Origin of the sequence: Methylobacterium carpenticola (assembly GCF_042748905.1) — a bacterium.
Lineage (GTDB): Bacteria > Pseudomonadota > Alphaproteobacteria > Rhizobiales > Beijerinckiaceae > Methylobacterium > Methylobacterium carpenticola.
In genome coordinates this window covers 3399700-3424049 of the sequence record NZ_JBHZEO010000001.1, presented here as the reverse complement: position 1 = coordinate 3424049, position 24350 = coordinate 3399700, and the positions used below count along the sequence as shown (strand labels likewise).

General features: G+C 72.2%; 24 protein-coding genes. 18 read left to right on the top strand and 6 right to left on the bottom strand.

Translation table 11 applies throughout. From position 1 onward, the window contains the following. Positions 1–47 precede the first annotated feature (47 nt). The 3 genes from ACE101_RS16105 to ACE101_RS16095 form a co-directional block, all read right to left on the bottom strand. Positions 48–476, bottom strand: coding sequence for a cupredoxin domain-containing protein (locus ACE101_RS16105; protein WP_379131303.1), 429 nt, complete (start codon positions 474–476; stop codon positions 48–50). A gap of 161 nt (positions 477–637) precedes the next feature. Continuing rightward, entirely contained in the window at positions 638–1621 is a 984-nt protein-coding gene (locus tag ACE101_RS16100; protein WP_379131300.1) for a YVTN family beta-propeller repeat protein, read from the bottom strand. A gap of 90 nt (positions 1622–1711) precedes the next feature. Next, the gene (locus ACE101_RS16095; RefSeq protein WP_379131296.1) at positions 1712–2974 is read right to left on the bottom strand and encodes a lanthanide ABC transporter ABC transporter substrate-binding protein PedA1; all 1263 of its coding nucleotides are present in this window, start codon (positions 2972–2974) and stop codon (positions 1712–1714) included. Between the two features lie 167 nt (positions 2975–3141). Between ACE101_RS16095 and ACE101_RS16090 the strand changes: the two genes are divergently transcribed. The 7 genes from ACE101_RS16090 to ACE101_RS16060 all read left to right on the top strand — a co-directional run bounded on the left by ACE101_RS16090 (position 3142) and on the right by ACE101_RS16060 (position 8833). Next, complete coding sequence (locus ACE101_RS16090; RefSeq protein WP_379131293.1) at positions 3142–3660, top strand: DUF3280 domain-containing protein; 519 nt, start codon at positions 3142–3144, stop codon at positions 3658–3660. Between the two features lie 13 nt (positions 3661–3673). After that, positions 3674–4381, top strand: a complete 708-nt coding sequence (locus tag ACE101_RS16085) for a (5-formylfuran-3-yl)methyl phosphate synthase (protein WP_379138726.1) — start codon at positions 3674–3676, stop codon at positions 4379–4381. A gap of 10 nt (positions 4382–4391) precedes the next feature. Continuing rightward, positions 4392–4973, top strand: coding sequence for a uridylate kinase (locus ACE101_RS16080; RefSeq protein ID WP_379131290.1), 582 nt, complete (start codon positions 4392–4394; stop codon positions 4971–4973). A gap of 354 nt (positions 4974–5327) precedes the next feature. After that, complete coding sequence (locus tag ACE101_RS16075; protein ID WP_379131288.1) at positions 5328–6743, top strand: DUF6513 domain-containing protein; 1416 nt, start codon at positions 5328–5330, stop codon at positions 6741–6743. A 4-nt stretch (positions 6744–6747) separates the two neighbouring features. Then, complete coding sequence (locus tag ACE101_RS16070; RefSeq protein WP_379131285.1) at positions 6748–7347, top strand: DUF447 domain-containing protein; 600 nt, start codon at positions 6748–6750, stop codon at positions 7345–7347. 14 nt (positions 7348–7361) lie between these two features. Then, positions 7362–7901 (top strand): SRPBCC family protein, encoded by a 540-nt coding sequence (locus ACE101_RS16065; RefSeq protein ID WP_379131283.1) that lies wholly within the window; start codon positions 7362–7364, stop codon positions 7899–7901. After that, complete coding sequence (locus tag ACE101_RS16060; RefSeq protein WP_379131281.1) at positions 7898–8833, top strand: YVTN family beta-propeller repeat protein; 936 nt, start codon at positions 7898–7900, stop codon at positions 8831–8833. Before ACE101_RS16065 ends, ACE101_RS16060 begins: the two co-directional genes overlap by 4 nt. Before the next feature lie 181 nt (positions 8834–9014). On the opposite strand, the gene ACE101_RS16055 is transcribed toward ACE101_RS16060, so the two are convergent. Then, positions 9015–9980 (bottom strand): copper chaperone PCu(A)C domain-containing protein, encoded by a 966-nt coding sequence (locus ACE101_RS16055; RefSeq protein ID WP_379131279.1) that lies wholly within the window; start codon positions 9978–9980, stop codon positions 9015–9017. A 55-nt stretch (positions 9981–10035) separates the two neighbouring features. Further along, complete coding sequence (locus ACE101_RS16050) at positions 10036–10416, bottom strand: hypothetical protein (protein ID WP_379131276.1); 381 nt, start codon at positions 10414–10416, stop codon at positions 10036–10038. A 346-nt stretch (positions 10417–10762) separates the two neighbouring features. Between ACE101_RS16050 and ACE101_RS16045 the strand changes: the two genes are divergently transcribed. From ACE101_RS16045 to ACE101_RS16015, 7 genes are all read left to right on the top strand, one after another. After that, complete coding sequence (locus tag ACE101_RS16045) at positions 10763–12046, top strand: L,D-transpeptidase family protein (protein ID WP_379131274.1); 1284 nt, start codon at positions 10763–10765, stop codon at positions 12044–12046. 69 nt (positions 12047–12115) lie between these two features. Next, positions 12116–12325, top strand: a complete 210-nt coding sequence (locus ACE101_RS16040; RefSeq protein ID WP_379131271.1) for a SlyX family protein — start codon at positions 12116–12118, stop codon at positions 12323–12325. A gap of 355 nt (positions 12326–12680) precedes the next feature. Beyond that, the gene (gene glyA, locus ACE101_RS16035; protein WP_379131269.1) at positions 12681–13982 is read left to right on the top strand and encodes a serine hydroxymethyltransferase; all 1302 of its coding nucleotides are present in this window, start codon (positions 12681–12683) and stop codon (positions 13980–13982) included. A gap of 116 nt (positions 13983–14098) precedes the next feature. Further along, entirely contained in the window at positions 14099–14644 is a 546-nt protein-coding gene (gene nrdR, locus ACE101_RS16030; RefSeq protein ID WP_379131266.1) for a transcriptional regulator NrdR, read from the top strand. Between the two features lie 41 nt (positions 14645–14685). Then, positions 14686–15807 (top strand): bifunctional diaminohydroxyphosphoribosylaminopyrimidine deaminase/5-amino-6-(5-phosphoribosylamino)uracil reductase RibD, encoded by a 1122-nt coding sequence (gene ribD / locus ACE101_RS16025; RefSeq protein WP_379138723.1) that lies wholly within the window; start codon positions 14686–14688, stop codon positions 15805–15807. Further along, positions 15771–16412, top strand: coding sequence for a riboflavin synthase (locus tag ACE101_RS16020; protein WP_379131263.1), 642 nt, complete (start codon positions 15771–15773; stop codon positions 16410–16412). The genes ribD and ACE101_RS16020 overlap by 37 nt, the downstream gene beginning before the upstream one ends. A gap of 176 nt (positions 16413–16588) precedes the next feature. Next, positions 16589–17503: a manganese catalase family protein gene (locus ACE101_RS16015; protein ID WP_379131261.1), complete on the top strand. Its 915-nt coding sequence runs from the start codon at positions 16589–16591 to the stop codon at positions 17501–17503. Between the two features lie 76 nt (positions 17504–17579). Here the strand turns inward: ACE101_RS16015 and ACE101_RS16010 are convergent, their stop codons facing one another. Continuing rightward, positions 17580–18014 carry a MerR family transcriptional regulator gene (locus tag ACE101_RS16010; RefSeq protein ID WP_379131259.1) on the bottom strand — a complete coding sequence of 145 codons (435 nt, stop codon included), beginning with the start codon at positions 18012–18014 and terminating at the stop codon, positions 17580–17582. Positions 18015–18525: 511 nt separating this feature from the next. On the opposite strand from ACE101_RS16010, the gene ACE101_RS16005 reads away from it, so the two are divergent. The 4 genes from ACE101_RS16005 to ACE101_RS15990 all read left to right on the top strand — a co-directional run bounded on the left by ACE101_RS16005 (position 18526) and on the right by ACE101_RS15990 (position 24298). Next, positions 18526–22059 (top strand): hypothetical protein, encoded by a 3534-nt coding sequence (locus tag ACE101_RS16005; protein WP_379131256.1) that lies wholly within the window; start codon positions 18526–18528, stop codon positions 22057–22059. 112 nt (positions 22060–22171) lie between these two features. After that, positions 22172–23095 carry a sulfite exporter TauE/SafE family protein gene (locus tag ACE101_RS16000; RefSeq protein ID WP_379131253.1) on the top strand — a complete coding sequence of 308 codons (924 nt, stop codon included), beginning with the start codon at positions 22172–22174 and terminating at the stop codon, positions 23093–23095. Continuing rightward, positions 23095–23859 carry a TIGR02186 family protein gene (locus tag ACE101_RS15995; RefSeq protein ID WP_379131250.1) on the top strand — a complete coding sequence of 255 codons (765 nt, stop codon included), beginning with the start codon at positions 23095–23097 and terminating at the stop codon, positions 23857–23859. The genes ACE101_RS16000 and ACE101_RS15995 overlap by 1 nt, the downstream gene beginning before the upstream one ends. Position 23860: 1 nt before the next feature. Next, complete coding sequence (locus tag ACE101_RS15990; RefSeq protein WP_379131247.1) at positions 23861–24298, top strand: DUF3429 domain-containing protein; 438 nt, start codon at positions 23861–23863, stop codon at positions 24296–24298. Positions 24299–24350: the final 52 nt, after the last annotated feature.

Genomic DNA, 24350 nt, shown 5'->3' with positions numbered 1-24350 from the left:
GTTTTGCGGCTCATGTAGGATGGTTCGGCCGCGGGTGAAATGCCGGTTCACTTCACGATGAAGCGTCCGGTCATGCCGCGGCTCTCCAGCCCCTGGACGTACCACGGGAACTCGCCGGCCCGCACCGTCACGAACTCGACCTCCATCGTGCCCTGGTCGTCGAATTCGAGGTGATGCGGCGCGCCCGCCATGTGCACTTCGAGGTGATTGACGACGATCTGGTTCATCCAGACCCCACGGAAGAACTCGGGGGCGAAGAACTTGTATTCCTTCTGGCCCTTGGCGGTGATGCGCAGCCGGTAGGACTTGCCCGCCTCCATCTCGATGTCCTTGGCGGAGACCGCGTAGTCGTTGCCCTGGTCGTCGCCGAGGACGAGATCGGGCAGGTCGCTGCGCCCCTTGGCGAGGTCGCGGGCGGTCGCCGGCAGGGCGGTGGCAAGGAGGCAGGCGGCGAGGGCGAGGCGAAGGGCGCGCATGGGAGATCCGTTCGGGGGTGGTGGGAAGTTCGGGCCGAGGGCACGGGATCCCCTCTCCCGCTCGGGAGAGGGGATCCCGCGTCCGACCCGGATCCGTTCGGCCGGGTGGCGAGGTGTGATCGCGCCGGCTCGCGTCGCGGATGACACCCCTGGCTCACGCGCTATTGCGGCGAGACCGCCACGCCCCAGGGCAGCAGTCCCACCGGAATGCTCTTGACCACCCTCAGGCTCTCGACGTCGATCACCGAGACGTCGTTCGAGGTGCCGTTCGTCGTGAAGAGCTGCTTCTGGTCCGGGGTGAAGGCGAGCTGCCAGACGCGCTGGCCGACCGGCAGGTACTTCTCGACCTCGTAGGTCTTGGTGTTGATCACCGCGACCCGGTTCGCGGGCCCGAGCGCCACGAAGGCGCGCGCGCCGTCCCGGGTCAGGCGCACGCCCACCGGCTGGATCTGCTCGTCGGTCACGCCCGGGATCTTGAAGGTGATCTTCTTCACCACCTTGCGCGTCGCGGTGTCGATCACCGAGACGGTGCCGCCCACCTCCGCCGAGACCCAGAGCCACTTCCCGTCCGTCGAGAACTCGGCGAAGCGGGGCCGGGCATCGACCAGCACGTTGTCGATCACCTGATGCGTCTGGGTGTCGATGAAATGGGCCATGTTGGTGGTCTCGGAGGTGTTCACCAGCACGCCGCCGTCCGGGCTCAGGCCCATGCCCTCCGGCTCCACCCCCACCGGGATCTCGGCGATGACGCGGTTCTTCTCGATGTCGAGCACCGTGACCTGGCTGTCGTCCTCGTTGGCGACGTAGAGCGGGTTGCCGCTCGGATGCAGGATGAACAGCTCCGGATCCGGCCCCGAGCGCAGGGACTTTGTGACCTTGCCGGTGGCCGTGTCGATCACGTCGATGCGGTCGTCGTCGCTGGCGCAGACGAAGAGCTGCTTGCCGTCGTGGCTGATCGTCACGCCGCGCGGGCGCCGTCCCACCGGCCAGGTCGCGGTGACCTGCAGCGTGGTCGTGTCGATGACGCTGACCGAGTTGCCCTTCTCGTTGGTCACGTAGACCGTATAGGCCCGGGCGGGCTCCGCGGCCGCGAGGCCGAGCCATGCGGCCCCGATGGCGAGCGCGTCCCTCATCCGGTGGCGCATTCGGTGTTTCTCCCTGGTTCCGTTCCCTGCCCGTTGGGGGCTCGGGGACCCGTATAGGGCCGGATCACGGCGGGCGCGGAAGCCCGCGCCTCACGATTTCGACAGATTGCACCGGCTCTCCGGCTGGTCGATGCCGAGCGTGTCGAGGGGCGTGCGCTGGTGCAGGTAGCCCTGCTCGGGCGCCACCGCCACGAGGGCGCTCGGCTGCACCAGCAGCACCGGCTGGCGCAGCTGCTGGTCCCAGGGCCGGAAGCTCAGGGACACGCCCTTGTAGGCCGGCAGGCCGAAGGCCGGATCGGTGAGGGTGCGGCCGAGCACGGCGGGGTCCGTGCTCTTCGTCTGCATCGCCGCCTCGCCGACCGCGCGGATCGCCGTCCAGACCTGATAGTCGAGGGGGCGCATCAGCCGGTTCGTCAGGCGGCGGAAGCGGTTCTGCGCCTGGGCGGCGCCCCAGACCTCCAGGGTCGGGTGCCAGGTCGTCGGGAACAGCCCCTGCGTGCCGACGACGGGCCGCGGATCGACGGTGTGGAACGGCACGTAGTCGCCGAAATCCCCCGCCTCGTCGGCCACCACCGCGACGTCGTAATCGACCCCGCGGGTGAAGACGAGCGCCTCCGCCCGGGTCGGCGTGTCGCCGCGGGCCCGGGCGAGGGGGCCGAACGTCCAGGGTTTCTCCGCCGTGATCTGGAGCCCGAACTTCTTCGCCGAGCGCTTCATCGCCTCGGCCCAGAGCTTGTCGCCCTCCTGCGGGCCGGTGATCAGGAAGAGCTTGCGCCACCGCATGAAGGCGAGGAACTGCGCCAGCGCGTCGGTCCGCATCGCCCGGCTCGGGACGATGTGGAAGACGTTCGCCCGGCAATCCGCCGCCCTGAGGGAATCGTCCGGCGCGGCGGCGTTGAGCAGCACCACCCCGGTGCCCTTGAGCGCGTCCGCCACGGCGAGCACCTCGGGGCCGGTGAGGGCCAGCACGATGAAGCGTACGCCCCGGTCGGCGAGTTCGCGCGCCGCGCTCACCGGGTCCTTCGGCGGCGGCTCGCCCGGGCGCGGATTGGCGAGGGCGACCTCGTCCAGGGCGTAGGCCTGCTTCGTGAAACGGCCGCTGGCGTTGTTGTCGCGCACGGCCATCCGGGCGCCGGCCACGCCCTCGTCCTCGGGCACCGCCTGGGCGTCGTAGGAGGAGGGCGCGTCCTGCGGCCGGTAGATCAGGCCGACGCGGATCGTGGCCGCGTCCGGCGCGCTCGCCTCGGCGGCGGGCGCCGGGGCGGGCTGGGCGAGGGCGGCGCTCGCCGTGCCGGCGAGCAGGGCCGCACAGACGAGACCGGTCGGGAGGAGAGCGCTGGGGAAGGAGGCCATGCGGATCTACGCTAACAAGGATTCTCCCGCGGTCTCAATGCCTTATCGCTAAGGGAATCGTAAGACGACGGCGCCGTTCCGCCGCACCCGAAAGTCCGAGGCGGAGCCGGGGATGCCGGAGACCCCGTCCGTTGCGCCGGCCTTGCCCGTCGTGGCAGTGTCGGGCGATGCTGCCGGCCCGTCTTCTCCTCCTCGCCGCCCTGCTCCTCGCGGGGGTTCTGCGGCCGGAGTTCGCGCGTGCGGCGCCCGAGACGGCGGCGGTGTTCGGCATCGAACTCCTCGATCCCGGCGCCGTCGGCGGGCGCCCGCCGCGGCCGGAGGAGGCGCGGCGCCTCGCGCTCGCCACCGACACGCTCCGCGCGGCGGTGCAGGGGCAGGTCGAATCCGTCGATCTCGCCCCGAAGGCCGCCGAGATCCGCAAGGAGGCGCCGCTCTACAAGTGCGAGGGCTGCGCCGAGCGGATCGCCAAGGAGGCGGGCGCCCGCCTCGCCATCTACGGCTACGTCCAACGCAACACCAACCAGATCCTCAACCTCAGCATCACCATCTCGGATGCCGAGAGCGGCAAGGTGCTGCGCGGCGGCCAGGTCGTGATCCGCGGCGACACGGACGAGACCTGGCTTCACAGCGTGCGCTGGCTGGTGAAGAACCGCCTCTTCGCGGAACCCCTGCCCAACCGGTCCTGATCCCGTGCCCCAGATCCCCTTCTCCGCTGCCCCGGACCAGCCGCGGGTGCGGCTCCTCGTGAGCGTGCGCGACGCGGCCGAGGCCGCGCTCGCCCGCGCGGAGGGCGCCGACCTCGTCGATGCCAAGGACCCGGATCGCGGGGCGCTCGGCGGCCTGCCGGTCGAGGCGGTGCGCGCCATCGCGGCGGCGGCCGCGGGCGGGCTCACCAGCGCGGTGGCGGGGGAGCCGGGGGATGCGGCCGAGGCCGCCGCGATGCTGGGGGCGCTCGCCGGCACCGGGGTCGATTTCCTGAAGATCGCCCTGCCCGCGGGGCCTCCGCCGGCGGATCTCGCCCTGCCGCCCGGCCCGCCGGTGATCGCCGTGCTGTTCGCCGAGGACCGCCCCGATCCCGCGATCCTGCCCGCGCTCGCCGCCGCGGGTTTCCGCGGCGCCATGATCGACACGCGCGGCAAGGACGGGCGGCGCCTCACCGACCACCTCGCGCTCGACCACCTCGCCGCCTTCACGGCGGCCTGCCGGCGATTCGGCCTGCTCTCGGGCCTCGCCGGCTCGCTGCGCCTCGACGACGTCCCGGTGCTCGCGCCCCTCGCGCCCGGCTATCTCGGCTTCCGGGGCGGCCTCTGCGCGGGACACGACCGGCGCACCGCCCTCGATGCCCGGCGCATCGCCGAGGCGGCGCGACGCCTCGCCACGGCTGCGGCCCGTCCGGCGGCGGCGTAAGGACCGCCGCATGACACCCGGTCTCAGCGTGGTGAAGCTCGGCGGGAGCCTGACGACGGATGCCGTGCGGCTGCGCGCGGTCCTGCGCGGGCTCGCGGACGGGGCGGAGGGCCCCGCCGTGATCGTCCCGGGCGGCGGCCGCCTCGCCGATGCGGTGCGCGCGATGCAGGACAGCCTCGCCTTCGACGACGCGCTCGCCCACCGCCTCGCCCTCGACGCGATGAGCGGCATGGCCCGGATCTTCCGGGGGCTCGAACCGCGCCTCGCGGTCTCGACGGACCCGGCGGCGGCGATCGCGCGCGGGGGCGTGCCGGTCTGGGATCCGGAGCGGCTCAAGGCCGGGCATCCGGAGATCCCCGAGAGCTGGGACGTGACCTCGGACAGCCTGGCCCTCTGGCTCGCGGCGGAACTCGGCGCGGCGCGCTGCGTGCTGGTGAAGGCGGCGGAGGTCGCGGATCCGGCGGCGGATCTCGTCGATGCGGCCTTCCCCCGCTTCGCCCGGCGGTTCGGGGGCGAGATCGTGCTGCGCGGCCCGCGCGGCGAGCGGCGCTGGCGGGACGGCGCGGCGGTGGCGGCGCAGGCGGGAGTCTGACATGCGCGGGACGCGTCCAAGCCCCCTCTCCCACAGGACCCACGGCATCGGCCGGCGACCCCGCTCCCGGCATTCCCGGCCGGTCCTCATGCTGAGGTGCTCCGAAAGAGCCGCGAAGCACCCCGGAACGCCGCTCCAGGTCGGCTCACTCCACATCGCCGCCTCACTCCACATCGCCGCCTCGGATTGCCGTTCCGGGGTGCTTCGAGGGCCGGCTTTCGCCGGCCACCGCAGCATGAGGAGTGGGGAGAATTCCAGCGCCGTGCCGGTGCGCGGCCGGCCATCGGGCGCGCAAGCCCGCACGAGAGAGCGGCCCGCGCCCCGTCCGCAGACGCCCATGCGAGTCGCGCACCCATGACGGAGCACCTCGTCTTCGTCACCGGCCGGCTCGCCAAGCCGCGTCTGGAGAAGATCGTCGCGACGCTGCCGCGCGACCGCTTCACCGCCACCATCGCGGATGCCGGCGTGAAGGTCGCGGCGCTGATGACGGAGGAGATCATCCGCCGCCGCGTCACGGTGCCGGAGGGGGCGGACCGAATCATCCTGCCCGGCCGCTGCCGGGCCGATACCGCGGCGCTCACCGCCTTCTTCGGCGTGCCCGTCGAGCGCGGGCCCGACGAGATCGTCGACCTGCCGGTCCATCTCGGGCTCGCGGGCCGCAACGTCGACCTGTCGCGGCACGACCTCACCATCTTCTCCGAGATCGTGGATGCCTCGAAGCTCACCCCGGACGAGATCCTCGTCCGGGCCCAGGATCTCGCCCGGCGCGGCGCCGACGTCATCGATCTCGGCGGGCTGCCGGACACGCCCTTCCCGCATCTCGAGGACACGGTCCGGCTCCTCAAGCAGGCGGGCCTGAGGGTCAGCGTCGATTCCTTCGACCGCGACGAACTCGCCCGGGGGGCGCGGGCCGGGGCGGATTTCCTCCTCAGCCTCAACGAGGAGACGCTGGACCTCGCCTTCGAGACCGACGCGGTGCCGGTGCTGGTGCCGATGCGCCCGGAGGATCTGCCCTCCCTCGACCGGGCCATCGAGCGCCTGCAGAAGGCCGGGCGCCCCTTCCTCGCCGATCCGATCCTGGAGCCGATCCATTTCGGCTTCGCGGCCTCGGTGGTGCGCTACCACGAGACCCGCCGCCGCCACCCCGACATCGAGATGATGATGGGGACGGGCAACCTCACGGAGCTGACCGAGGCCGACAGCGTCGGGGTCACCGCGCTCCTCGTCGGGATGTGCTCGGAACTCGCGATCCGCAACGTGCTGATCGTGCAGGTCTCGAACCACACCCGCCGCACCGTGGAGGAGCACGACGCGGCCCGGCGCGTGATGTACGCCGCCCGCGCCGACGGCGCCCTGCCCAAGGGCTACGGGCGCCAGCTGCTGAGCCTCCACGACAAGCGCCCCTACACCCAGACGCCCGAGGAGATCGCCGCCCTCGCCGCCGAGGTGCGCGACCCCAACTACCGCGTCGCCGTCGCCGAGGACGGGGTGCACATCTACAACCGGGCGATCCACCGGATCGGCACCGACGCCATGGCGTTCTTCCCCGATCTCGACGTCGCGAGCGATGGCGGCCACGCCTTCTATCTCGGCGGGGAATTGACCAAAGCCGAACTCGCCTGGCGGCTCGGCAAGCGCTACGTGCAGGACGAGCCCCTGGAATGGGGCAGCGCGATGGACGCGGTGGCGCAGGACACCACCACGTTCAAGGAGGTCGGGCACACGCTGCACGGCCGCAAGCCGTCGCGCGGCAGCGAGGACACGGAGTGAGGCGGTGCCGCTGATCCTGGAGACCATCGTCACGACGCAGGGGCAGGACGGAAGCCTGCACCTCGTGCCGTTCGGTCTGATCGCGGAGGGCGACCATTGCGTGCTGGCGCCGTTCCGGCCCTCGCCGACCATCGCCAACCTCGAGACGAACCCGCATTTCGCCGCCGCGGCTCCGTCCGACATGCGGGTGATCGCGGGCTGCGTCACCGGCCGGCGGGACTGGGCCACCGTGCCCTGCGCGCGCATCCCGGGCCGGCGCCTCGCCGAAGCCTACGGACACCGGGAATTCGCGGTCGTGGCGGTGGAGGACGACCCCGTGCGGCCGCGCTTCCGCGCGCGGATCGTGCACGAGGCCGCCCACCGCCCGTTCACGGGCTACAACCGGGCGCAGGCCGCCGTGCTGGAGGCCGCGATCCTGTCGACGCGCCTCGACCGGCTGCCCCCCGACAAAGTGCTCTCGGAGATGCGATACCTGCACATCGCGGTCTCCAAGACGGCCGGCCCCGCCGAGCGCGAGGCTTGGTCCTGGATCGAGGAGAAGGTCGCCGCGGCCCTCCATCTCGCCGCGGCGGACCGGCTCCTCGTCGACGACACCGAGGCTTGAGAGGAGATGCTTTCATGAAGCTGTTGATCGGGGGCGCCGTCGCGGCGCTGGTCGCGCTCGCGCCGCTCGCCGCACAGGCTCACGGCCCGACCCGCAAGAAGGTCGAGGAGAAGGTCACCATCAACGCCGCGCCCGAGAAGGTCTGGGCCGTGGTCGGCAATTTCCAGGACATGAGCTGGCTGCCGCCGGTCGAGAAGACCGAGGGCAAGGGCGGCAACGAGGTCAAGGCCACCCGCACCCTCACGCTCAAGGGCGGCGCCACCGTCGATGAAGAGCTCTACAAGTATTCCACCGAGAACAAGAGCCTGTCGTACCGGATCAACAAGGTCGACGTGAAGGTTCTCCCGGTCAACAACTACTCATCGACGATCAAGGTCGAGCCGGCCGAGGGCGGCAATTCGACGGTGAGCTGGGACGGCGCGTTCTACCGCGGCTACATGAACAACGATCCGCCGCCCGAGCTGAGCGACGAGGCGGCCGTGAAGGCGGTGTCCGATCTCTACAAGGGCGGGCTCGAGAACCTGAAGGCGAAGCTCGAGAAGAGCGGTTCGTGAGGCGTCTCCTCGCGGGGCTGCTCCTCGGTGCCGGCCTGCTCGGTCCGGCCGCCGCCGGGGAGGCCGTCGTCACGGCGCAGAACGCGAACGCGGTCGACATCGTCGACCTCGCCGCGGGCCGGGTCGTGGCGACCATCCCCGTGCCCGGCGCGCCGGCCGGAATCGCCCTCTCGCCCGACCGCGCCCGCGCCTACGTCACCGCCCCCGAGGACAAGGCCCTGGTGGTGATCGACGTCCCGGCCCGGCGCATCGAGCGGACGGTGCCCCTCGGCGGCGGCCCGCTCGGCGTCGGGGTGAACCCGGCGAGCGGCGCGATCTACGTCGCGGATTGGTACGCCAAGCGGCTCTGGGCCGTGAGCCCTGCGACGCTGGCGGTGGAGGGCGAGATCGCGGTCGGCACCTCGCCCTCGGGGATCGCGGTGACCCGCGACGGCCGCCTCCTCCTGGTGGCGGATCGCGACGATGACGCGGTCTCGGTGGTGGACGCGACGACGCGCCAACGCCTCGGCGTGGTCAAGGTCGGCACCCGGCCCTTCGGCGTGACCATCGATGCGGAGGGCGGGCGGGCCTACACGGCGAATGTCGGCTCGAACGACGTCTCGGTCATCGACATCGCGGCGCGCCGGGAGATCGCCCGGGTCGCGGTCGGCGAGCGGCCCTACGCGGTGGCGCTCACCGGCGGGCGGGCCTTCGTCACCGACCAGTATGGCGGCACGGTCAGCACCTTCGACCTCGCGACGCTCCAGCCGGGACCGCGGATCGATGTCGGCGAGTATCCGGAGGGGATCGCCGCCAGCCGCGACGGCCGGCAGGTCTACGTGGCGAACTGGGAATCGAACAGCGTCAGCGTGATCGACACCGGCAGCCTGCGGGTGACCGGCCAGGTCAAGACCTCGGACGGCCCCCGGGCCTTCGGGGATTTCCTGCGGTGATCCGGATCCCTCGCGCATGCGGCTCCGCGGTGCCACCCTCCGGAGCCTGAGCCTCCCCTCGCACGGTCCGGGAAAAATGCGGGCACCGGGACCCCTCTCCCGGGTGGGAGAGGGGGAGAAGCGCCCCGTCCTGTCCCGGACGGTCGTGCGCAACGGGGAGAGGTTAGGCGAGGCCGGAGCCTCAATGCTGGTGGCCGCCCGCGCCGCCCGGCCCGGCCGCCCCGATCGCCCCGATCTGGAACCGCACCGGCACCGATCCGGCCCGCTCGAAGGTCAGCGTGCCCTCGACCGTCTCGCCGGCCGTGACCGGAGACTTCAGGTCGAGGAACATCAGGTGGTAGCCGCCGGGCTTCAGCTCGACGGTCTCGCCGGGCTTGATCACCAGCCCGCCCTCGACGGGCGCCATCCGCATCACCCCGCCCGCCATCGACATCTCATGCACCTCGCCGCGGCCCGCGAGCGGGATCGAGGCGCCGACGAGGCGGTCGGGGGTGCTGCCGATATTGGTCACCCGCAGATAGCCGCCCGCGACCTTGGCGCCGCCCGGCGTCGCCCGCATCCACGGGGTCTCGATCGTGAGGTCGCCGGCCTTCACCGGGGCGGGGGCCGGCCGGGCCGTCGCGGTCTGGGCCGCGGCCACGATCCGGACCCCGGGGGCCGGGCTCTTCAGGTCGTAGGCGCTCTGGCCCGCCGCCGGGATCTCCGCCCAGGCGACCGCCTCCGCCCCGCATTCCTGGCGGACCGGGAAATACACCGTCGCGCCGGGAGCGAAAGCGTCGGAGATCCGCGCCTGGAAGGTGAATTCGTCGAACTGATCGTCCGGCAGGGGGCCGCCGCTCCAGGTGATCTCCTTCACGCCCTCGCGGATCTCGCCGTGATAGTACGGATAGGCCCGGGCATAGGGCCCCGTCGTGGTGGTGAGCGTCCAGCCGGGCTTCGGCATCGGCTTGGCGCCGAGGACGCCCTCCGGGACCGTCACGGTGATGCGGGTGGTGGACTGGCCGGCGCAGCCATGGCCGATCTGGACCACGCCCCGGTAGGATTGGTTGGGGCTGGCCTCCTTCCGCTCCAGCACCGCATGGGCGAGGGCGGGCACGGACGAGAGGGCGAGCGCGGCGCAGAGGCCGCCGGAGACGAAGCGGATCATCGGTTGTTCCAGTCGCGTGAGGGATCGATGCGGCGCGGTGGCGCCGCGGATGCGCTCAGGCGCGGGGAGGGCCGCGGGCGGAGCCGGACAGCGGCGGCGGCGTCCGCACCGGCACGGCGTCGCCGCGCCGCCACGTCAGCGCGACCGCGACGCGGAGCGGCCGGGCGAGCGCGGCGGCCTGCGGCAGGGGCGGCGGGGCGAGTCCCTGGCAGGCGGCGGCGCAGCAGGCATGGGCCGTGGACGGCAGCGGAGCGTCCCGGCCGCCACGGGAGGGATGGCCGGGGCCGTGCGCGGTGCAGATCACCCCTGCGGCGGACGCGGCCGGCACCGGGCTCAGGCCCATGAGGAAGGCCTGGAGCACGAGCCCGTAGAGGGCCAGCACGGCGCCGAGCGCCCGCAGGCGCGATCCTCGCCGGTGCTGCCGCTCGTTCCTCATGGGGTTCCTCTAAGCAGACTTGCGGTGGCAAGCCAACGCTTCGTCCGCTTCGATTCCTGATGTGTCGCAGGTTCTTGCCGCAAAACCGGTGGCCACTTTCGCGAACCCTGCCGGGCGGAGCGAGGCCGCGCCCGCCACGGGCCGGCCGTCGCAGCCGGGACGCACCGGATGTTGCCGTAAGGACGCAGTCCACGGCGAACCTCCCGTCTCCACAGGGGTGTTCCGGCCCCGCCACAATCTGGCCCGCTCCTCATGGAGTCTTAACCGCACACCGACACGGTCACGTCGCACGGTGATTTGCCGATCGGCATGTCCGTCCCCTTAAAGATTTCACGAGCTTGCTTCCATGCTGACACGCGCGTCTCTCAGTGGTTCGCTCGGTCTGGCGCTGCTGGCCGCCGTCGCCATCCCGGCCACGGCCGAGGAGCGGAGCCTCGCCCAGGCCGAATGGGCGCAGAACTACGATTCCGCCTCGACGATGCGGGTCCAGCGCTCGAACACGCCGATCCTGTCGCCGCAGACCCTCGCGGCCACCGAGCAGATGATCGAGCGCTACCGCGACATCGTCGCCCGGGGTGGCTGGCAGCCGGTCTCCGGCGCCGACCGGCTGCGCGTGGGTTCCAAGAGCCCCGCGGTCGTGGCCCTGCGTCAGCGCCTCATCGTCTCGGGCGACCTCGACCCGGCCGCCGGCTCCTCGCCGGTCTATGATTCCTACGTCGATGCGGGCGTCCGCCGGTTCCAGGCCCGCCACGGCCTGAATCAGACCGGCTCCATGAACCTCACCACCGTCCAGGCCATGAACGTGCCGGCGGATGTGCGCCTGCGCCAGCTCGAACTCAACGCGGTGCGGCTGCGCTCCTACTCGGGCAATCTCGGCGGCCGCTACGTGATCGTGAACATCCCGGCGGCCCTCGTCGAGACGGTCGAGGGTGACCACGTCGCCACCCGGCACGCCGCCGGCGTCGGCAAGATCGACCGCCAGTCGCCGATCATGAACGCCAAGATCCAGGAGGTGAACTTCAACCCCTACTGGACCGTCCCGGCCTCGATCATCAAGAAGGACTTGATCCCGAAGATGCAGAAGGAGCCGAGCTACCTGACGGACAACAAGATCCGGATCTTCGACGGTGACCGCGAGATCCCGCCGTCGCAGGTGAACTGGCGCTCCGACGAGGCGACCCGCTACCGCTTCCGCCAGGATCCGGGCGTCGACCTCAACTCGATGGGCTTCGTGCGGATCAACATCCCGAACCCGCACGGCGTCTACATGCACGACACGCCCGCCAAGGGCATCTTCGGCGACGATTTCCGCTTCGTCTCCTCGGGCTGCGTGCGTGTCCAGAACGTCCGCGACTACGTCGCCTGGATCCTCCAGGGCACCCCGCAGGGCAACCCGGAGACGATCGAGTCGATCATCCAGAGCGGCCAGCGCGTCGATGCGCGCCCGGTGGCGCCGATCCCGGTCTACTGGACCTACATCACCGCCTGGTCCACGCCGGACGGCCTCGTGCAGTTCCGCGACGACATCTACAAGCGCGACGGCGTCGGCGCGCCGACCGCCGCCATGACCGCCGCCGCCCAGGGGCCCCGCAACTTCAACCCCGACGCGGACGACGATCAGACGAACTGATCGCAGCCTTCCCCTTTCGTCAGAGACGGCCCGGGCCCGCCCGGGCCGTTTCGCGTTGGAGCGACCCCCATGGCCGAACCGGATACCCGCCTGACCGATCTCGAGATCCGCCTCGCGCATCAGGAGCGCACCATCGACGACCTCAGCCGCACCGTCGCGGAGCAATGGGCGCGGGTCGATCTGCTGACCCGGCAGGTCGCCGCCCTGAACGAGCGCCTGCGGGAGATGGCGGAGCGCCCGACCGCACCGGGCGAGGAGCCGCCCCCGCCGCATTACTGAGCGGGGATTGTCCGGCTCCGGACCGGGGCGGGCTCGGGCCGGGAGGGATGTGGCATCCCAAGTTTTTCTGCATTGGCATTAAGTTTTTCTATTCATTGCCTTCCTTGACTTAAATCCCGTTGAGAGGATACCACGGCCATGTGATGCCTTGCATCCGGTCGGCCCTCCGGGGAACGGAACGCCGCCGGTCCTGCACGGATCGTCCCCGCGCCTGCGGGCCGCACCCTGGTCCCCCTCGGCGGATCGGGGAGCGCCCTTGGCCGCGGATCCGGCGCCGTGTAGAAGCCGGCCCACATGAGGCGATAAAGTCAACCGGCCGTCTTCGGGACGAAACTCTCCAACAGTCGAGGTCAACATGAGCGCGGGCACCGCCAAGACATCCCTGTCCAACTCGTTCTTCTCGGCTTCCCTTGCTGATGTCGATCCGGAGCTCGCCCGCGCGGTCGATCAGGAACTCGGCCGCCAGCAGCACGAGATCGAGCTGATCGCCTCCGAGAACATCGTGTCGCGGGCGGTGCTGGAGGCGCAAGGGTCGGTGCTCACCAACAAGTACGCGGAGGGCTATCCGGGCCGCCGCTACTATGGTGGCTGCCAGTTCGTGGACATCGCCGAGAACCTCGCCATCGAGCGCGCCAAGCGCCTGTTCGGCTGCGCGTTCGCCAACGTGCAGCCGAATTCCGGCTCCCAGGCGAACCAGGCCGTGTTCATGGCCACCATGCAGCCGGGCGACACCTTCCTCGGCCTCGACCTCGCCGCGGGCGGCCACCTCACACACGGCGCGCCTCCGAACGTGTCGGGCAAGTGGTTCAAGCCGGTCTCCTACACGGTGCGCCGCGAGGACCAGCGCATCGACATGGAGCAGGTCGCCAAACTCGCCGAGGAGCACAAGCCCAAGGTGATCATCGCCGGCGGCTCGGGCTACCCGCGCCACTGGGACTTCGCGAGGTTCCGCGAGATCGCCGACAGCGTCGGCGCGGTGTTCTTCGTCGACATGGCGCATTTCGCCGGCCTCGTGGCGGGCGGGGTGCATCCCTCGCCATTCCCGCACGCCCATGTCGTCAGCACGACGACGCACAAGACCCTGCGCGGCCCGCGCGGCGGCATGGTGCTGACCAACGACGAGGCGCTCGCCAAGAAGATCAACTCGGCGGTGTTCCCCGGCCTCCAGGGCGGTCCGCTGATGCACGTCATCGCCGGCAAGGCGGTGGCCTTCGGCGAGGCGCTGAAGCCGGAATTCAAGGTCTACGCCAAGCAGGTGGTGGAGAACGCCAAGGCGCTCGCCGACACCATCATCTCGGGCGGCTTCGACATCACCACGGGCGGCACCGACAACCACCTGATGCTGGTCGACCTGCGGCCCAAGACCCTCACCGGCAAGGCCGCCGAGGCCGCGCTCTCGCGGGCCGGCATCACCTGCAACAAGAACGGCGTGCCGTTCGACCCGCAGAAGCCGACCATCACCTCGGGCATCCGCCTCGGCACCCCCGCCGCCACCTCGCGCGGCTTCGGCGTCGCTGAGTTCAAGAAGGTGGGCGAGCTGATCGTCACGGTGCTCGATGGGCTCGCCCGGGCGGGCGAGGCGGGCGATGCCGCCGCCGAGGCCAAGGTGCTGGACGAGGTGCACGCCCTCACCGACCGCTTCCCCATCTACGGCTGATCGATTACACGCGATTCGGGGGCCGGGCCCGTGGCAGCGGGCCCGGCCCCCGTTCGTTTCGGCATAGCGCCGCCGCCCGGGCCGGGGCGGGGCGTCTCACGGAGGGTCGGCGGCCGATGCGGTGCCCCTACTGCGGCGGCCTGGATACCCAGGTGAAGGATTCCCGGCCGAGCGACGACGCCTCCGCGATCCGCCGCCGCCGGGTCTGTCCGGATTGCGGCGGGCGCTTCACCACCTTCGAGCGCGTGCAGCTGCGCGAACTCAGCGTCGTGAAGCGCTCCGGCCGCAAGGTGCCGTTCGACCGCGACAAGCTGCAGCGCTCCATCGACGTCGCCCTGCGCAAGCGCTCGGTGGAGAGCGACCGCGTCGAGCGCCTCGTCAGCGCCATCACCCGCCAGCTGGAGAGCGGCGGCGAGGCGGAGGTGACGAGCGAGGCCATCGGCGAGTTGGTGATGGAGGGGCTCAAGGAGCTCGACGACGTCGCCTACGTGCGCTTCGCCTCCGTCTACAAGAACTTCCGCGAGGCCAAGGATTTCGAGGAGCTGCTCGGGCGCCTGAGCGCCGCGCAGCCGGCCGCGCCGGACCCCGTGCCCGAGGCGGCCCGGCCCCCAGCAGGGGAGGGCGGCGACGCGTCGGTGCGCCGCGCCCGGTCCCGGGCGTGACATCCTCCTCCGAGCGGCAGGCCGCCCTCGACCGGCGCTACATGCGCCTGGCGCTCGCCCTCGGCCGGCGCAATCTCGGGCGGACATGGCCCAACCCTTCGGTCGGGGCCGTGCTGGTGGCGGGCCCGATGGGCGCGGAGCGCATCCTCGCGCAGGGCGTCACGCAGCCCGGCGGGCGGCCGCACGCGGAGCGCGTCGCCCTCGCGGAGGCGGGCGAGGCCGCGCGCGGCGCCACCCTCTACGTCACCCTGGAGCCCTGCTCGCATCACGGCCGGACCTCGCCCTGCGCCGATGCGGTGGTGGCCGCGGGCGTCGCCCGGGTGGTGAGCGCCATGGACGATCCCGATCCGCGGGTCGCCGGGCGCGGTCACGGACGCCTGCGGGCGGCGGGCCTGTCGGTGAGCGTGGGCACGCTCGGGGCCGAGGCGGCCCGCGACCATGGCGGCCACATCCTGCGCGTCACGGCGGGGCGCCCGGCCCTGGTCCTGAAGCTCGCCCGCACGCCGGACGGCTTCGCGGCGGGGGGCAACGGGCGCCTCCTCATCACCGGCCCCCTCGCCAATGCCCGGATCCACCTGCTGCGGGCCCATAGCGACGCCATCATGGTCGGCGTCGGGACGGTGCTGGCGGACGATCCGGAGCTGACCGTGCGGCTGCCGGGGCTCGGCGACCGCTCACCCCTGCGGGTGGTGCTCGATCCGCTCCTGCGCACGCCCCCGCGGGCCCGGCTGGTGCGCACGAGCGATGCGGTTCCGACCCTGATCCTGTGCGGCCCGGATGCCCCGGCCGCGGCCGCGGAAGCGCTGCGGGCGGCGGGCGCCGAGGTGCTGCGGGTCCCGGGTGGTCCCGGCGAGCGACTCGACCTGCCGGAGGCCCTGCGGCGGCTCGGCGAACAGGGCGTGACGCGGGTGTTCTGCGAGGGCGGCCCGACCCTGGCCGACGCGCTCGCCCGCGACGACCTGATCGACGCCTGCCTGATCGTGACCGGCAGCCGGCCCCTCGGCCTTCCGGGCGTGCCGGCCATCGGCCTCGACCTTGCCGGCCTGATCGCGAGCGGGACGCTCGTCCGCACGGACGAGATCCGGCTCGGTCCCGACCTCTTCACCACCTATGCGCGGAGTTCGCCATGTTCACCGGCCTCGTCTCCGATGTCGGACGCGTGATCGCCGTCGAGGGCGGCGAGCGCCTGCGACGCATCACCATCGAGTCCGCCTACGATCCGGCGACGATCGCGCTCGGCGCCTCGATCGCCTGCTCGGGGCCCTGCCTGACCGCGGTGGAGATCGTGCCGCACGGCACCGGCTGCCGCTTCGCGGTGGATGCCGCCGCCGAGACCCTGGACCGCACCAGCGTCGGGAGCTGGCAGCCGGGCACGCGCCTCAACCTCGAACGCTCCCTGCGGATGGGGGACGAGCTCGGCGGCCATCTCGTCACCGGCCATGTCGACGGCCTCGCGGAGATCGTCGCCCGCGAGGCGGTGACCGGCGGCGAGGGGGACAGCTGGGCGCCGAGCGACCGCTTCGTGCTGCGGGCGCCCGCCGCCCTGGCGCGCTTCATCGCCGAGAAGGGATCGGTCTGCCTGGACGGCACCTCGCTCACGGTGAACGGGGTCGAGGGCGACCTGTTCACGGTCCTGCTGATCCCCCACACCCTCGCGGTGACGACCTGGGGCGAGCGGCGGGCCGGGGACCGGGTGAACCTGGAGATCGACCTCATCGCCCGCTATGCCGCCCGTCTCACCGAGGCGCATGCCGCCCGGCAGGGGTGAGGCCGGGGCCCGTTTCGGCGGCCTCGTCACGCGGACGGTCGCGCGATGCAGGCGGTCGCGCCACCCGGTAGCGTGCCGGCTCAATAACTCGCGGCAAATAAGTTCACGCGCGAAGGAACAAGCGGCCGGTCCGATCGTAGCCCCGGGGGAGTATCATGCTCCCGGGAGATCCGCTCATGTTCATGCGCATCGACCGCCTTCAGGCAGCCCTGCCGGAGCCGAAGCGCCCGGAGCCCAATGCTGCGGCGGCCCTGCAGGAACTGCTCGGGGGGAAGTACGGCGAGATGTCGACCCTCGGGAACTACATGTTCCAGAGCTTCAATTTTCGGAACAAGTCGAAGCTCCGGCCCTTCTACAGCCTCGTATCGAGCATCTTCGCCGAGGAACTCGGGCATGTCGAGCTGGTCTCGACCGGCGTCGCCATGCTGAACAACGGTCCCGGCGACGAGACGCCGGATGTCGACGTGTCCAAAGCACCGTTCAAGGACATGCAGGACGTGCGGCTCGCCGGAAGCTTCTTCAGCAACGGCGGCGGCGCGATGCCGATGAACAGCAATGCCGCGTCGTGGAACATGGACATGGTCACCACGACCGGAAACATCATCATCGACCTCTTGCACAACTTCCACCTCGAATGCGGGGCGAGGCTGCACAAGCTGCGGGTCTATGAAACGCTGACGGCCCCGACGGGGCGGGAGGTCTGCGGCTATCTGCTGGTGCGTGGCTCGGTCCACGCCCATGCCTACGCGCTCGCGCTCAAGAAGCTCACGGGCGTCGAGATCGAGAAGATGCTGCCGACGCCGAACATCGACCTCAGCCGCATTCCCGAATGCCAGAAATACCTGGAGGAGGGCAGCCACCGCCGCCTCTACCGCTTCAGCCCGGACGACTACGCGGAAGCCGCCGGCGTCTGGTCCAACGACGAGGTCGCGTTGCCCGGAGACCCGCCCGGAAACCTCGAAGTGGTGGACGGCCTGCCGGAAGGCGGCAAGATCCCGGAACTCGACGGCAATTACGGCGCCTTCGCGCCGAACTACGCCCCCGAGGAGATCTTCGAGATCGCCAGCAAGCTCTACAAGAAGAGCCGGTGACCCAGGTCGGCGGAGCGATCGGCTCCTCCGCCAGCAGCCGGGTGCGGCCTCGCGGCCGCGCCCGTGCGGCTCCGGCTCAGGCGCTCGGCTTCGCCTTGCTGTAGCTGCGCAGGGCCTCGAGCGCCCGCTCGATCTCGGCCTTCTGGTTCTCGAGATGCGTGATCTGCTCCTCGACCTGCGCCGGGCTCAGCGCGAGCGTCGGGGCCGTGCCCGGCTCCACGATCTCGTCCCCGTCCACCATCGCGGCGATCTCGCGCAGGGTGAAGCCGAGCTCCTTGCCGCGCAGGATCGTGGCGAGTCGCGTGCGGTCCTCCTCGGTGTAGAGACGTGTGGTGCCGCGGCGCTGCGGATGCAGCAGACCCTTGGCTTCGTAGAAGCGCAGCGCCCGCAGCGTGACGCCGAATTCCTCCGCGAGGTCTCCGATCGTCAGGGTCGCCGGCGCCGCATGGCGACTCGATGGCCCGCGCCCGGTCCGGGCGGAAGCGGGGGAGCTCGTGCGTCCGGATGCCATTCTCATCGTTTCCCCCTGTCTCTCGTATTCCATTCAAAACCCCACGGCTGGACCCGCGGCATGGGCGGTTCGCGCCCTTGCCCGACCTCACCATGACACAAAGAAGGTCATCTGACCTACCTTAGGGAAAGGTAACGTCAACTTGGGCGTGTGTTAATTACAGTAAAACGCTTGTCTGAACAAGAGGTTGCAGGGCTGTTCCCCTTACCGTTTCGCCCGTTCCGGGAGGGTTTCGGCAGGCCGAAATGCGTCAAGGCGGGCCGAATCTCGCCTTCCGGTTGTGAACAAAAATCATTCAGGTCGTTCTGCGGGTATACCAGCGCCGTCGCGGCTGGCCGGCGGGCGAGGGCGCATCCGCGCCCAGCTTAAGGGCTTGTTTACCTTGACCGAAAGAAAGTCCGCCCCAGGGCTTCCGCGCCCCATGCCATTGACCAAGCCTTCACGATCGTCGCAGCCGGCCTCTCCTCCGCCGGCCCGGCGCTGCCCGCCGCTTCTCCTCAGGTCCCCGCTTATGAGACGGAACGCTCCTCCCAGCCTCGACGCCTTCGACCCGGATGTGCGGCAGGCCGCCCGGGAAGCCGCCCGCCGCGCGGGCATGTCCGTCGAGGACTGGCTCGCGCTCACCATCTCGCAGGAATCCGCCCGCGGCGGTGCGCGCCCGCGCATGCGGGGCGGCGACGGCGCGAAGCCGTCCGTCCGCTCCGGAGGCCGCGCGCGCTTCGAGGCGCCGCACGACGCCGCCCGCTCGCCCGAGCCGCCGCGGCGGCGGGAGCGCGACGCGCCCTTGCCGGCGGAGGCCGGGATGGGCGCGGCCTTCGCGGCCATGACCCGGCGCCTCGACGAGATCGACCGGCGCCTGAACACCAGTTTCGAGAGCGCGGACCGGGCGGTGGTCCGCGCCGTCGAGGGCATCGAGAGCCGGCTCTCCGAGATCCTGCGCGAGCAGGCGGGCGCGGGGGATCCGGCCCGCCTGCCCGATCTCCTCAAGGCCGAGATGGACCGCCGCCTCGCCGAGAGCCGCGAGATCGTCGATCAGGCGGTGGTGCGCGCCGTGGAGGGCATCGAGGGCCGCCTTCGAGAGGTGCTGCGCGCCGGGGCCGCCGCGGCCGAGCCCGCCGGGCTCCAGGCCATGCTGAAGGAGTTCGAGACCCGCATCACGGCGCTCGGCGAGCGGATCGCGGCGAGCGGTCAGCGGCCGATCGGGCGCCGCGGCCTGCCGGTCCAGGACGAGCTGCGCGCGGCCGTGGCGGAGATCCGCCAGCGCCAGCAGCAGCTCGAAGGCGCGGAGGACGGGCCGGGCGAGCGGGCCGAGGACGTGGTCGATGCCATGCGCCGCGACCTCCACCAAGTGGCGAGGAGCGCGACGGCCGCCGCCGAGACCCTCTCGCCGGCCATCGCGGGATTGCAGGCGGAGACCCTGCGCCTGCGCGAATCGGTGACGGGGCTCGCCACCAGCCGCGACCTCGGCGCCATGGAGCAGGCGGTCCGCACCCTGTCCGAGGAGGTCCGGCGGGCGCGGCAGCCCGAGGATATCGCGGCGGTCGCCGGGACCATCGACCTCATGCGGGTGCAGGTGGAACGGCTCGCCGACGATGTCGCGGCGAACGTGCATGATCGCCTCGCCCGGGAGGTGGAGGTCCTGTCGCGCAAGGTCAGCGGTGCGCTGAACACCTCCGACGTCGGCAGCCTCGCCAACCGGGATGCGATCGCCGACCTCTTCCGCGAACTCGACGCGATCCGCCGCCAGGTGTCCGGCCTCGCGACGCCGGAGCGCATCCAGACCCTCGTCCACGCGGTCGAGGAGCTGAACGCCCGGATCACCGAGCTGAGCAGCGGCTTTGCCGAGCAGCGCCCGATCGTCGCCGAGATCAAGCCGCTGCTGGAGGAGATCCGCAGCGGGCTGCGCGCTCCGAGCGCGGCCTCGCCCGTCATCGCCCAGGGCCTCGCCGATCTCGACCGCAAGCTCGACGAGCTGCGCGCCCAGGCCGCCGCGACCGCGCCCCGTTCCGTGCCCGATGCGTCGGACGACATCATCGGGCGCATCGACGCCCTGTCCGAGAAGGTCGACCGGGTCGCCACGGGCGGTCCGGTGAGCGAGGTCATCGAGCGGCTGGAGCAGATCGGCGATTCGCTGCGCCGTCCCGCGATGCCCGGCGGCGATCTCGCCTCGATCCACGGCATGCTCCGTGCCCTGGCCGACAAGCTCGACCGCGTCGGCGAGGGCGCGGGCAACGACGCCCTCGACGGGCTCGAGAAGCAGGTTCTCGCGCTCGCGGCCCGCATCGACACCCGCGGCAATGACCCGGCCCTGGAGGGGCTGGAGCGGACGATGGGCGATCTCCTCGCCCAGGTCGCTCTCCTGCGCGAGGAGGCCCCGATCCAGGCCGCCGCCGAGCGGGCGGCCCGCCACGCGGTCGCGGATACGATCGGCGCCGGGGTTCCGGGGAGCGGGGCCGCACCCGGCCCGTTCGGGACGCTGCACACCACCCTCTCCGAGCTGCGGGCGCAGCAGGAAGCCTCCGAGCGCCGGATGCAGGCGACCATGGAGAGCGTCCACGGCGCCCTCGAGCGCCTCGTGACGCGGCTCTCCCAGATCGAGACCGAGCGGGCGGAGGTGCCGACCGCGCCGGTGCTGCCGCCGCGCCGCCGCGCGAGCCCCTCCATCCGCGACTCCCTGCAGGAGAGCGTCGCACCGCCCGTCCGCCAGGGGCGCGGGGGAGCCGCCGGCCCGGCGGACGAAATGCTGGAGCCCGGCGCCAGCCGGCCCCGCGCGCCCCGTCCCGCCGCGCCGGAGACCACGGCTCCGGCCGCGGAGCTTCCGGCCGCCGACATCAAGGCGAACTTCATCGCGGCCGCCCGCCGCGCGGCGCAGGCCGCCGCGGCGGAGGCCGCGAGCAGCAAGGCCGCCGCCAGGACCCCCCGCGCCGCCGACCGGGACGAGGCGGCGGCTCCCGCGGAGGTGTCCTCCGGGCCGGGGATCGTCGGGCAGCTGCGGGCGACCCTGGAGCGCCGGCGCCGGCCGCTCCTCCTCGGCCTCGCCGCCATCGTGCTCGCGCTCGGAACCCTGCAGGCGCTGCACGGCTACCGGCGCGCCCCCGAGAGCCCGGCGGCGCCCGGCCCGATCGCGGCCGTGCAGGCCGATCCCGAAACCGCGGCCCCGCCGGCCGATCCGACCACCACGCAGGCGCTCGGGGATGCCGCCGCCCGGCCCGGCAAGGCCCCGGGCGTGCCCGCACCGGAGACACCGGCCGTGCCGCGCATCGCTGCCGCCGCCTCCCTCGCTCCCGATCTCGCCGGCCTCCCGCCCGCGCTCGCGAGCCTGCGGCAGGCCGCCCTGGACGGGGACGGCGCCGCGATCTACGAGCTGGCGAGCCGCGAGGCGGATGGCCGCGGCCTGCCCCGGGACCTCGCGCTCTCGGCCAAGCTGTTCGAGCGCCTCGCGAATCACGGCTACGCTCCGGCGCAGTACCGGCTCGGCAGCCAATACGAGAAGGGCATGGGCGTCACCCGCGACGTCGCCCAGGCGCGGCTCTGGTACGGCAAAGCCGCCGATCAGGGGCATGTCCGCGCCATGCACAACCTCGCGGTGCTGATGGCCGAGTCGGGGGGGGCGGGCGGCAAGCCCGATTACGCCGCCGCGGCCTCATGGTTCCGCCGCGCCTCCGAGTACGGCGTGCGCGACAGCCAGTACAACCTCGCGGTGCTGCTCGCCCGCGGCCTCGGCGTGCCGCAGGATCTCGCGCAATCCTACGGCTGGTTCGCGGCCGCGGCGGCGCAGGGCGACGACGACGCCGGGCACAAGCGCGACGAGGTCGCGGCCAAGCTGTCGGCGAAGGATCTCGCCGCCGCCAAGGCCCTGGCCGAGGGCTGGAAGCCCAAGACCCCCGATCCGGCGAGCAACGAGCCCCCGCCGCCGCGGGCGGAGCCGGCCTCCGCCCAGGCCCCGGCGCCGATGTCGCTGGTCGGCGCCCCGCCGCCCTTCCCGACCTCCCGCCCGGGCGAGGCCAAGCCCACGGCCGGCAAGTTCAGCGGGACCGGCGTGTGACGGCGGTCCCCCCAGGCTGACCTTCCCGGGGGCTTCGCTGCCGGCGACGGTCAGCCTTCGTTCATCGGGGCGGCCTTACCTCTCGCAGGTCGCCGCCCGGATCGCCCTGCCGTTGCAGATCTATCTTCCGATCGCCGAGATGCCGGTGAGCGTGCTGCTGCTGCTCGGGCTCGGCGCGGCGGTCGGCTTCATCTCCGGGGTGTTCGGGATCGGCGGCGGCTTCCTGATGACGCCGGTCCTGATCGTGCTCGGCATCCCGCCGGCCGTCGCGGTGGCGACCCAGACGGCGCCCATCGTCGCCTCCTCCACCACCAGCGTGCTCGCGGCGTTGCGGCGGCGCGGCGTCGACATCCGGCTCGGCCTCGTCCTCGTCGCGGGCGGGCTCATCGGCACGGCGCTCGGCGTCTGGTTCTTCGCGGCGATGCGGCGGGCGGGCCAGCTCGATCTCGTCATCACCCTCGCCTACGTCACGCTGTTCTCCGTCGTCGGCGGCCTGATGCTGGTCGAATCCCTGCGCGATCTCTGGGCGCGAAGGGGAGGCCGGCCGGCCCCGGTCCGCCTCGGCCGCGAGCACCCGGCCTACATGGCGTGGCCCCTCCGGATGCGCTTTCCGCGTTCCCGGCTCTACGCGAGCGTGCTGCCGATCCTCGGCCTCGCCCTCTTCGTGGGCTTCGCGGGGGCGGTGCTCGGCATCGGCGGCGGCTTCATCCTGGTCCCCGCGCTCCTCTATCTCCTGCGCGTGCCGACGGGCGTGGTGGTCGGCACCTCGCAGTTCCAGATCCTCTGGACCGGCCTCGTCGGCCTCGTCCTGCATGCGGTGCAGAACCAGGCGGTGGACGTGGTGCTGGCGGTGATCCTGATCACCGGGAGCGTGTTCGGGGCGCAATTCGGGGGGCGGCTCGGCCGAAACCTGCGCGCCGACACCTTCCGGCTGCTCCTCGCCGTCCTGGTGCTCACGGTCGATCTGCGCTTCGTGCTGGAATTGACCCTGCGCCCGACCGAGCCCTTCTCGATCGCGGCCGTCGAGGGGCGCTGATGCGGGCCCTCGCTCTGCTCCTCGGGCTCGCGGCCTACGGGCTGACCGCGATCCCGGCCGCCGCCGAGTCGCTCGTGGTGAGCCTGTCCTTCACGCGGCTCGCCATCACCTCGAACTACGCGGGGTCGTCGGTGGCGATCTTCGGGGCGGTCGAGCGCGACGCGCAGATGGCGGCCCGCCGGGGCGCCTACGACGTGGTGGTGACGATCCGCGGGCCCCGCCAGTCGCTCACCGTGCGCGAGAAGGAGGCGCTCGGGCCGCTCTGGGTCAACCGCGCCCAGCGCAAGTTCGCCGAGGTGCCCGCTTTCCTGGCGGTGCTCGCCTCCCGGCCCCTGGCCGAGGTGGCCGACGAGGCGACCCGGCGGCGGCTGCGGCTGGGCTTGCGGGCGATCGTCGAGTCGCCCGAGATGACCGCCTCGCCCGAGGACGACCCGTTCCGCGACGCGCTCCTGCGCCTGCGGCGCAGCGAGCGGCTGTTCGTCGAGAACGAGGCCGCCGTGCGCTTCCTGACGCCCACGGTGTTCCGTGCCACCGTGCCGCTGCCCGCGCGGGCGCCGGTCGGCGCCTACGACGTGGAGGTCGCGCTGCTCGCCGGCACCGTGCCGCTCGCCCGCGAATCCGCGCGCTTCGATCTGGTGAAGACCGGCGTCGAGCAGGGCCTCGCCAGCGTCGCCCGCGACTGGTCCCTGCTCTACGGCGTTGGAACCGGGGTGCTGGCGCTGCTCTCGGGCTGGCTCGCCAGCGTGATCTTCCGGAGGGACTGAAATGGAGCGCGACGCAACCGCCCCGGTCGGCGCCCTGGTTCTCGGGGCGGCGGGGCTGATCCCGTTCCTCGGGCTCGCCCTGCTCCTGATCCTCGGGCACGGCGATCTCTTCGGCCTCGCGGTGCGGCCGGCGCTCGCGACTTACGCGGCCATCATCGCCTCGTTCCTCGGCGGGATCCGCTGGGGCGCGGCCGGGCGGGGCGGCGGCCAAGCCGATTACCTGATCGCGGTCGTGCCGTCCCTCGTCGCCTGGGCGGCGCTGGCCGCGCCACCACCCTGGGACCTGCGGCTCCTCGGCGCTCTCGTGCTCGTCTGGGGTGCGATCGATCAGGACCTGCCGCGGCGCGGGCTGGTGCCGCGCTGGCTCGGCCGCCTGCGGCTCGCCCTGTCGGGTGTCGCGGGTGCCGCACTCCTCGCGGCCGGCATCCTCGCTCCCTGAGTCTCGGAGAGGCCGACGGCCCCGGGATGCGCCTCCGGCGATCGGCTCCGGC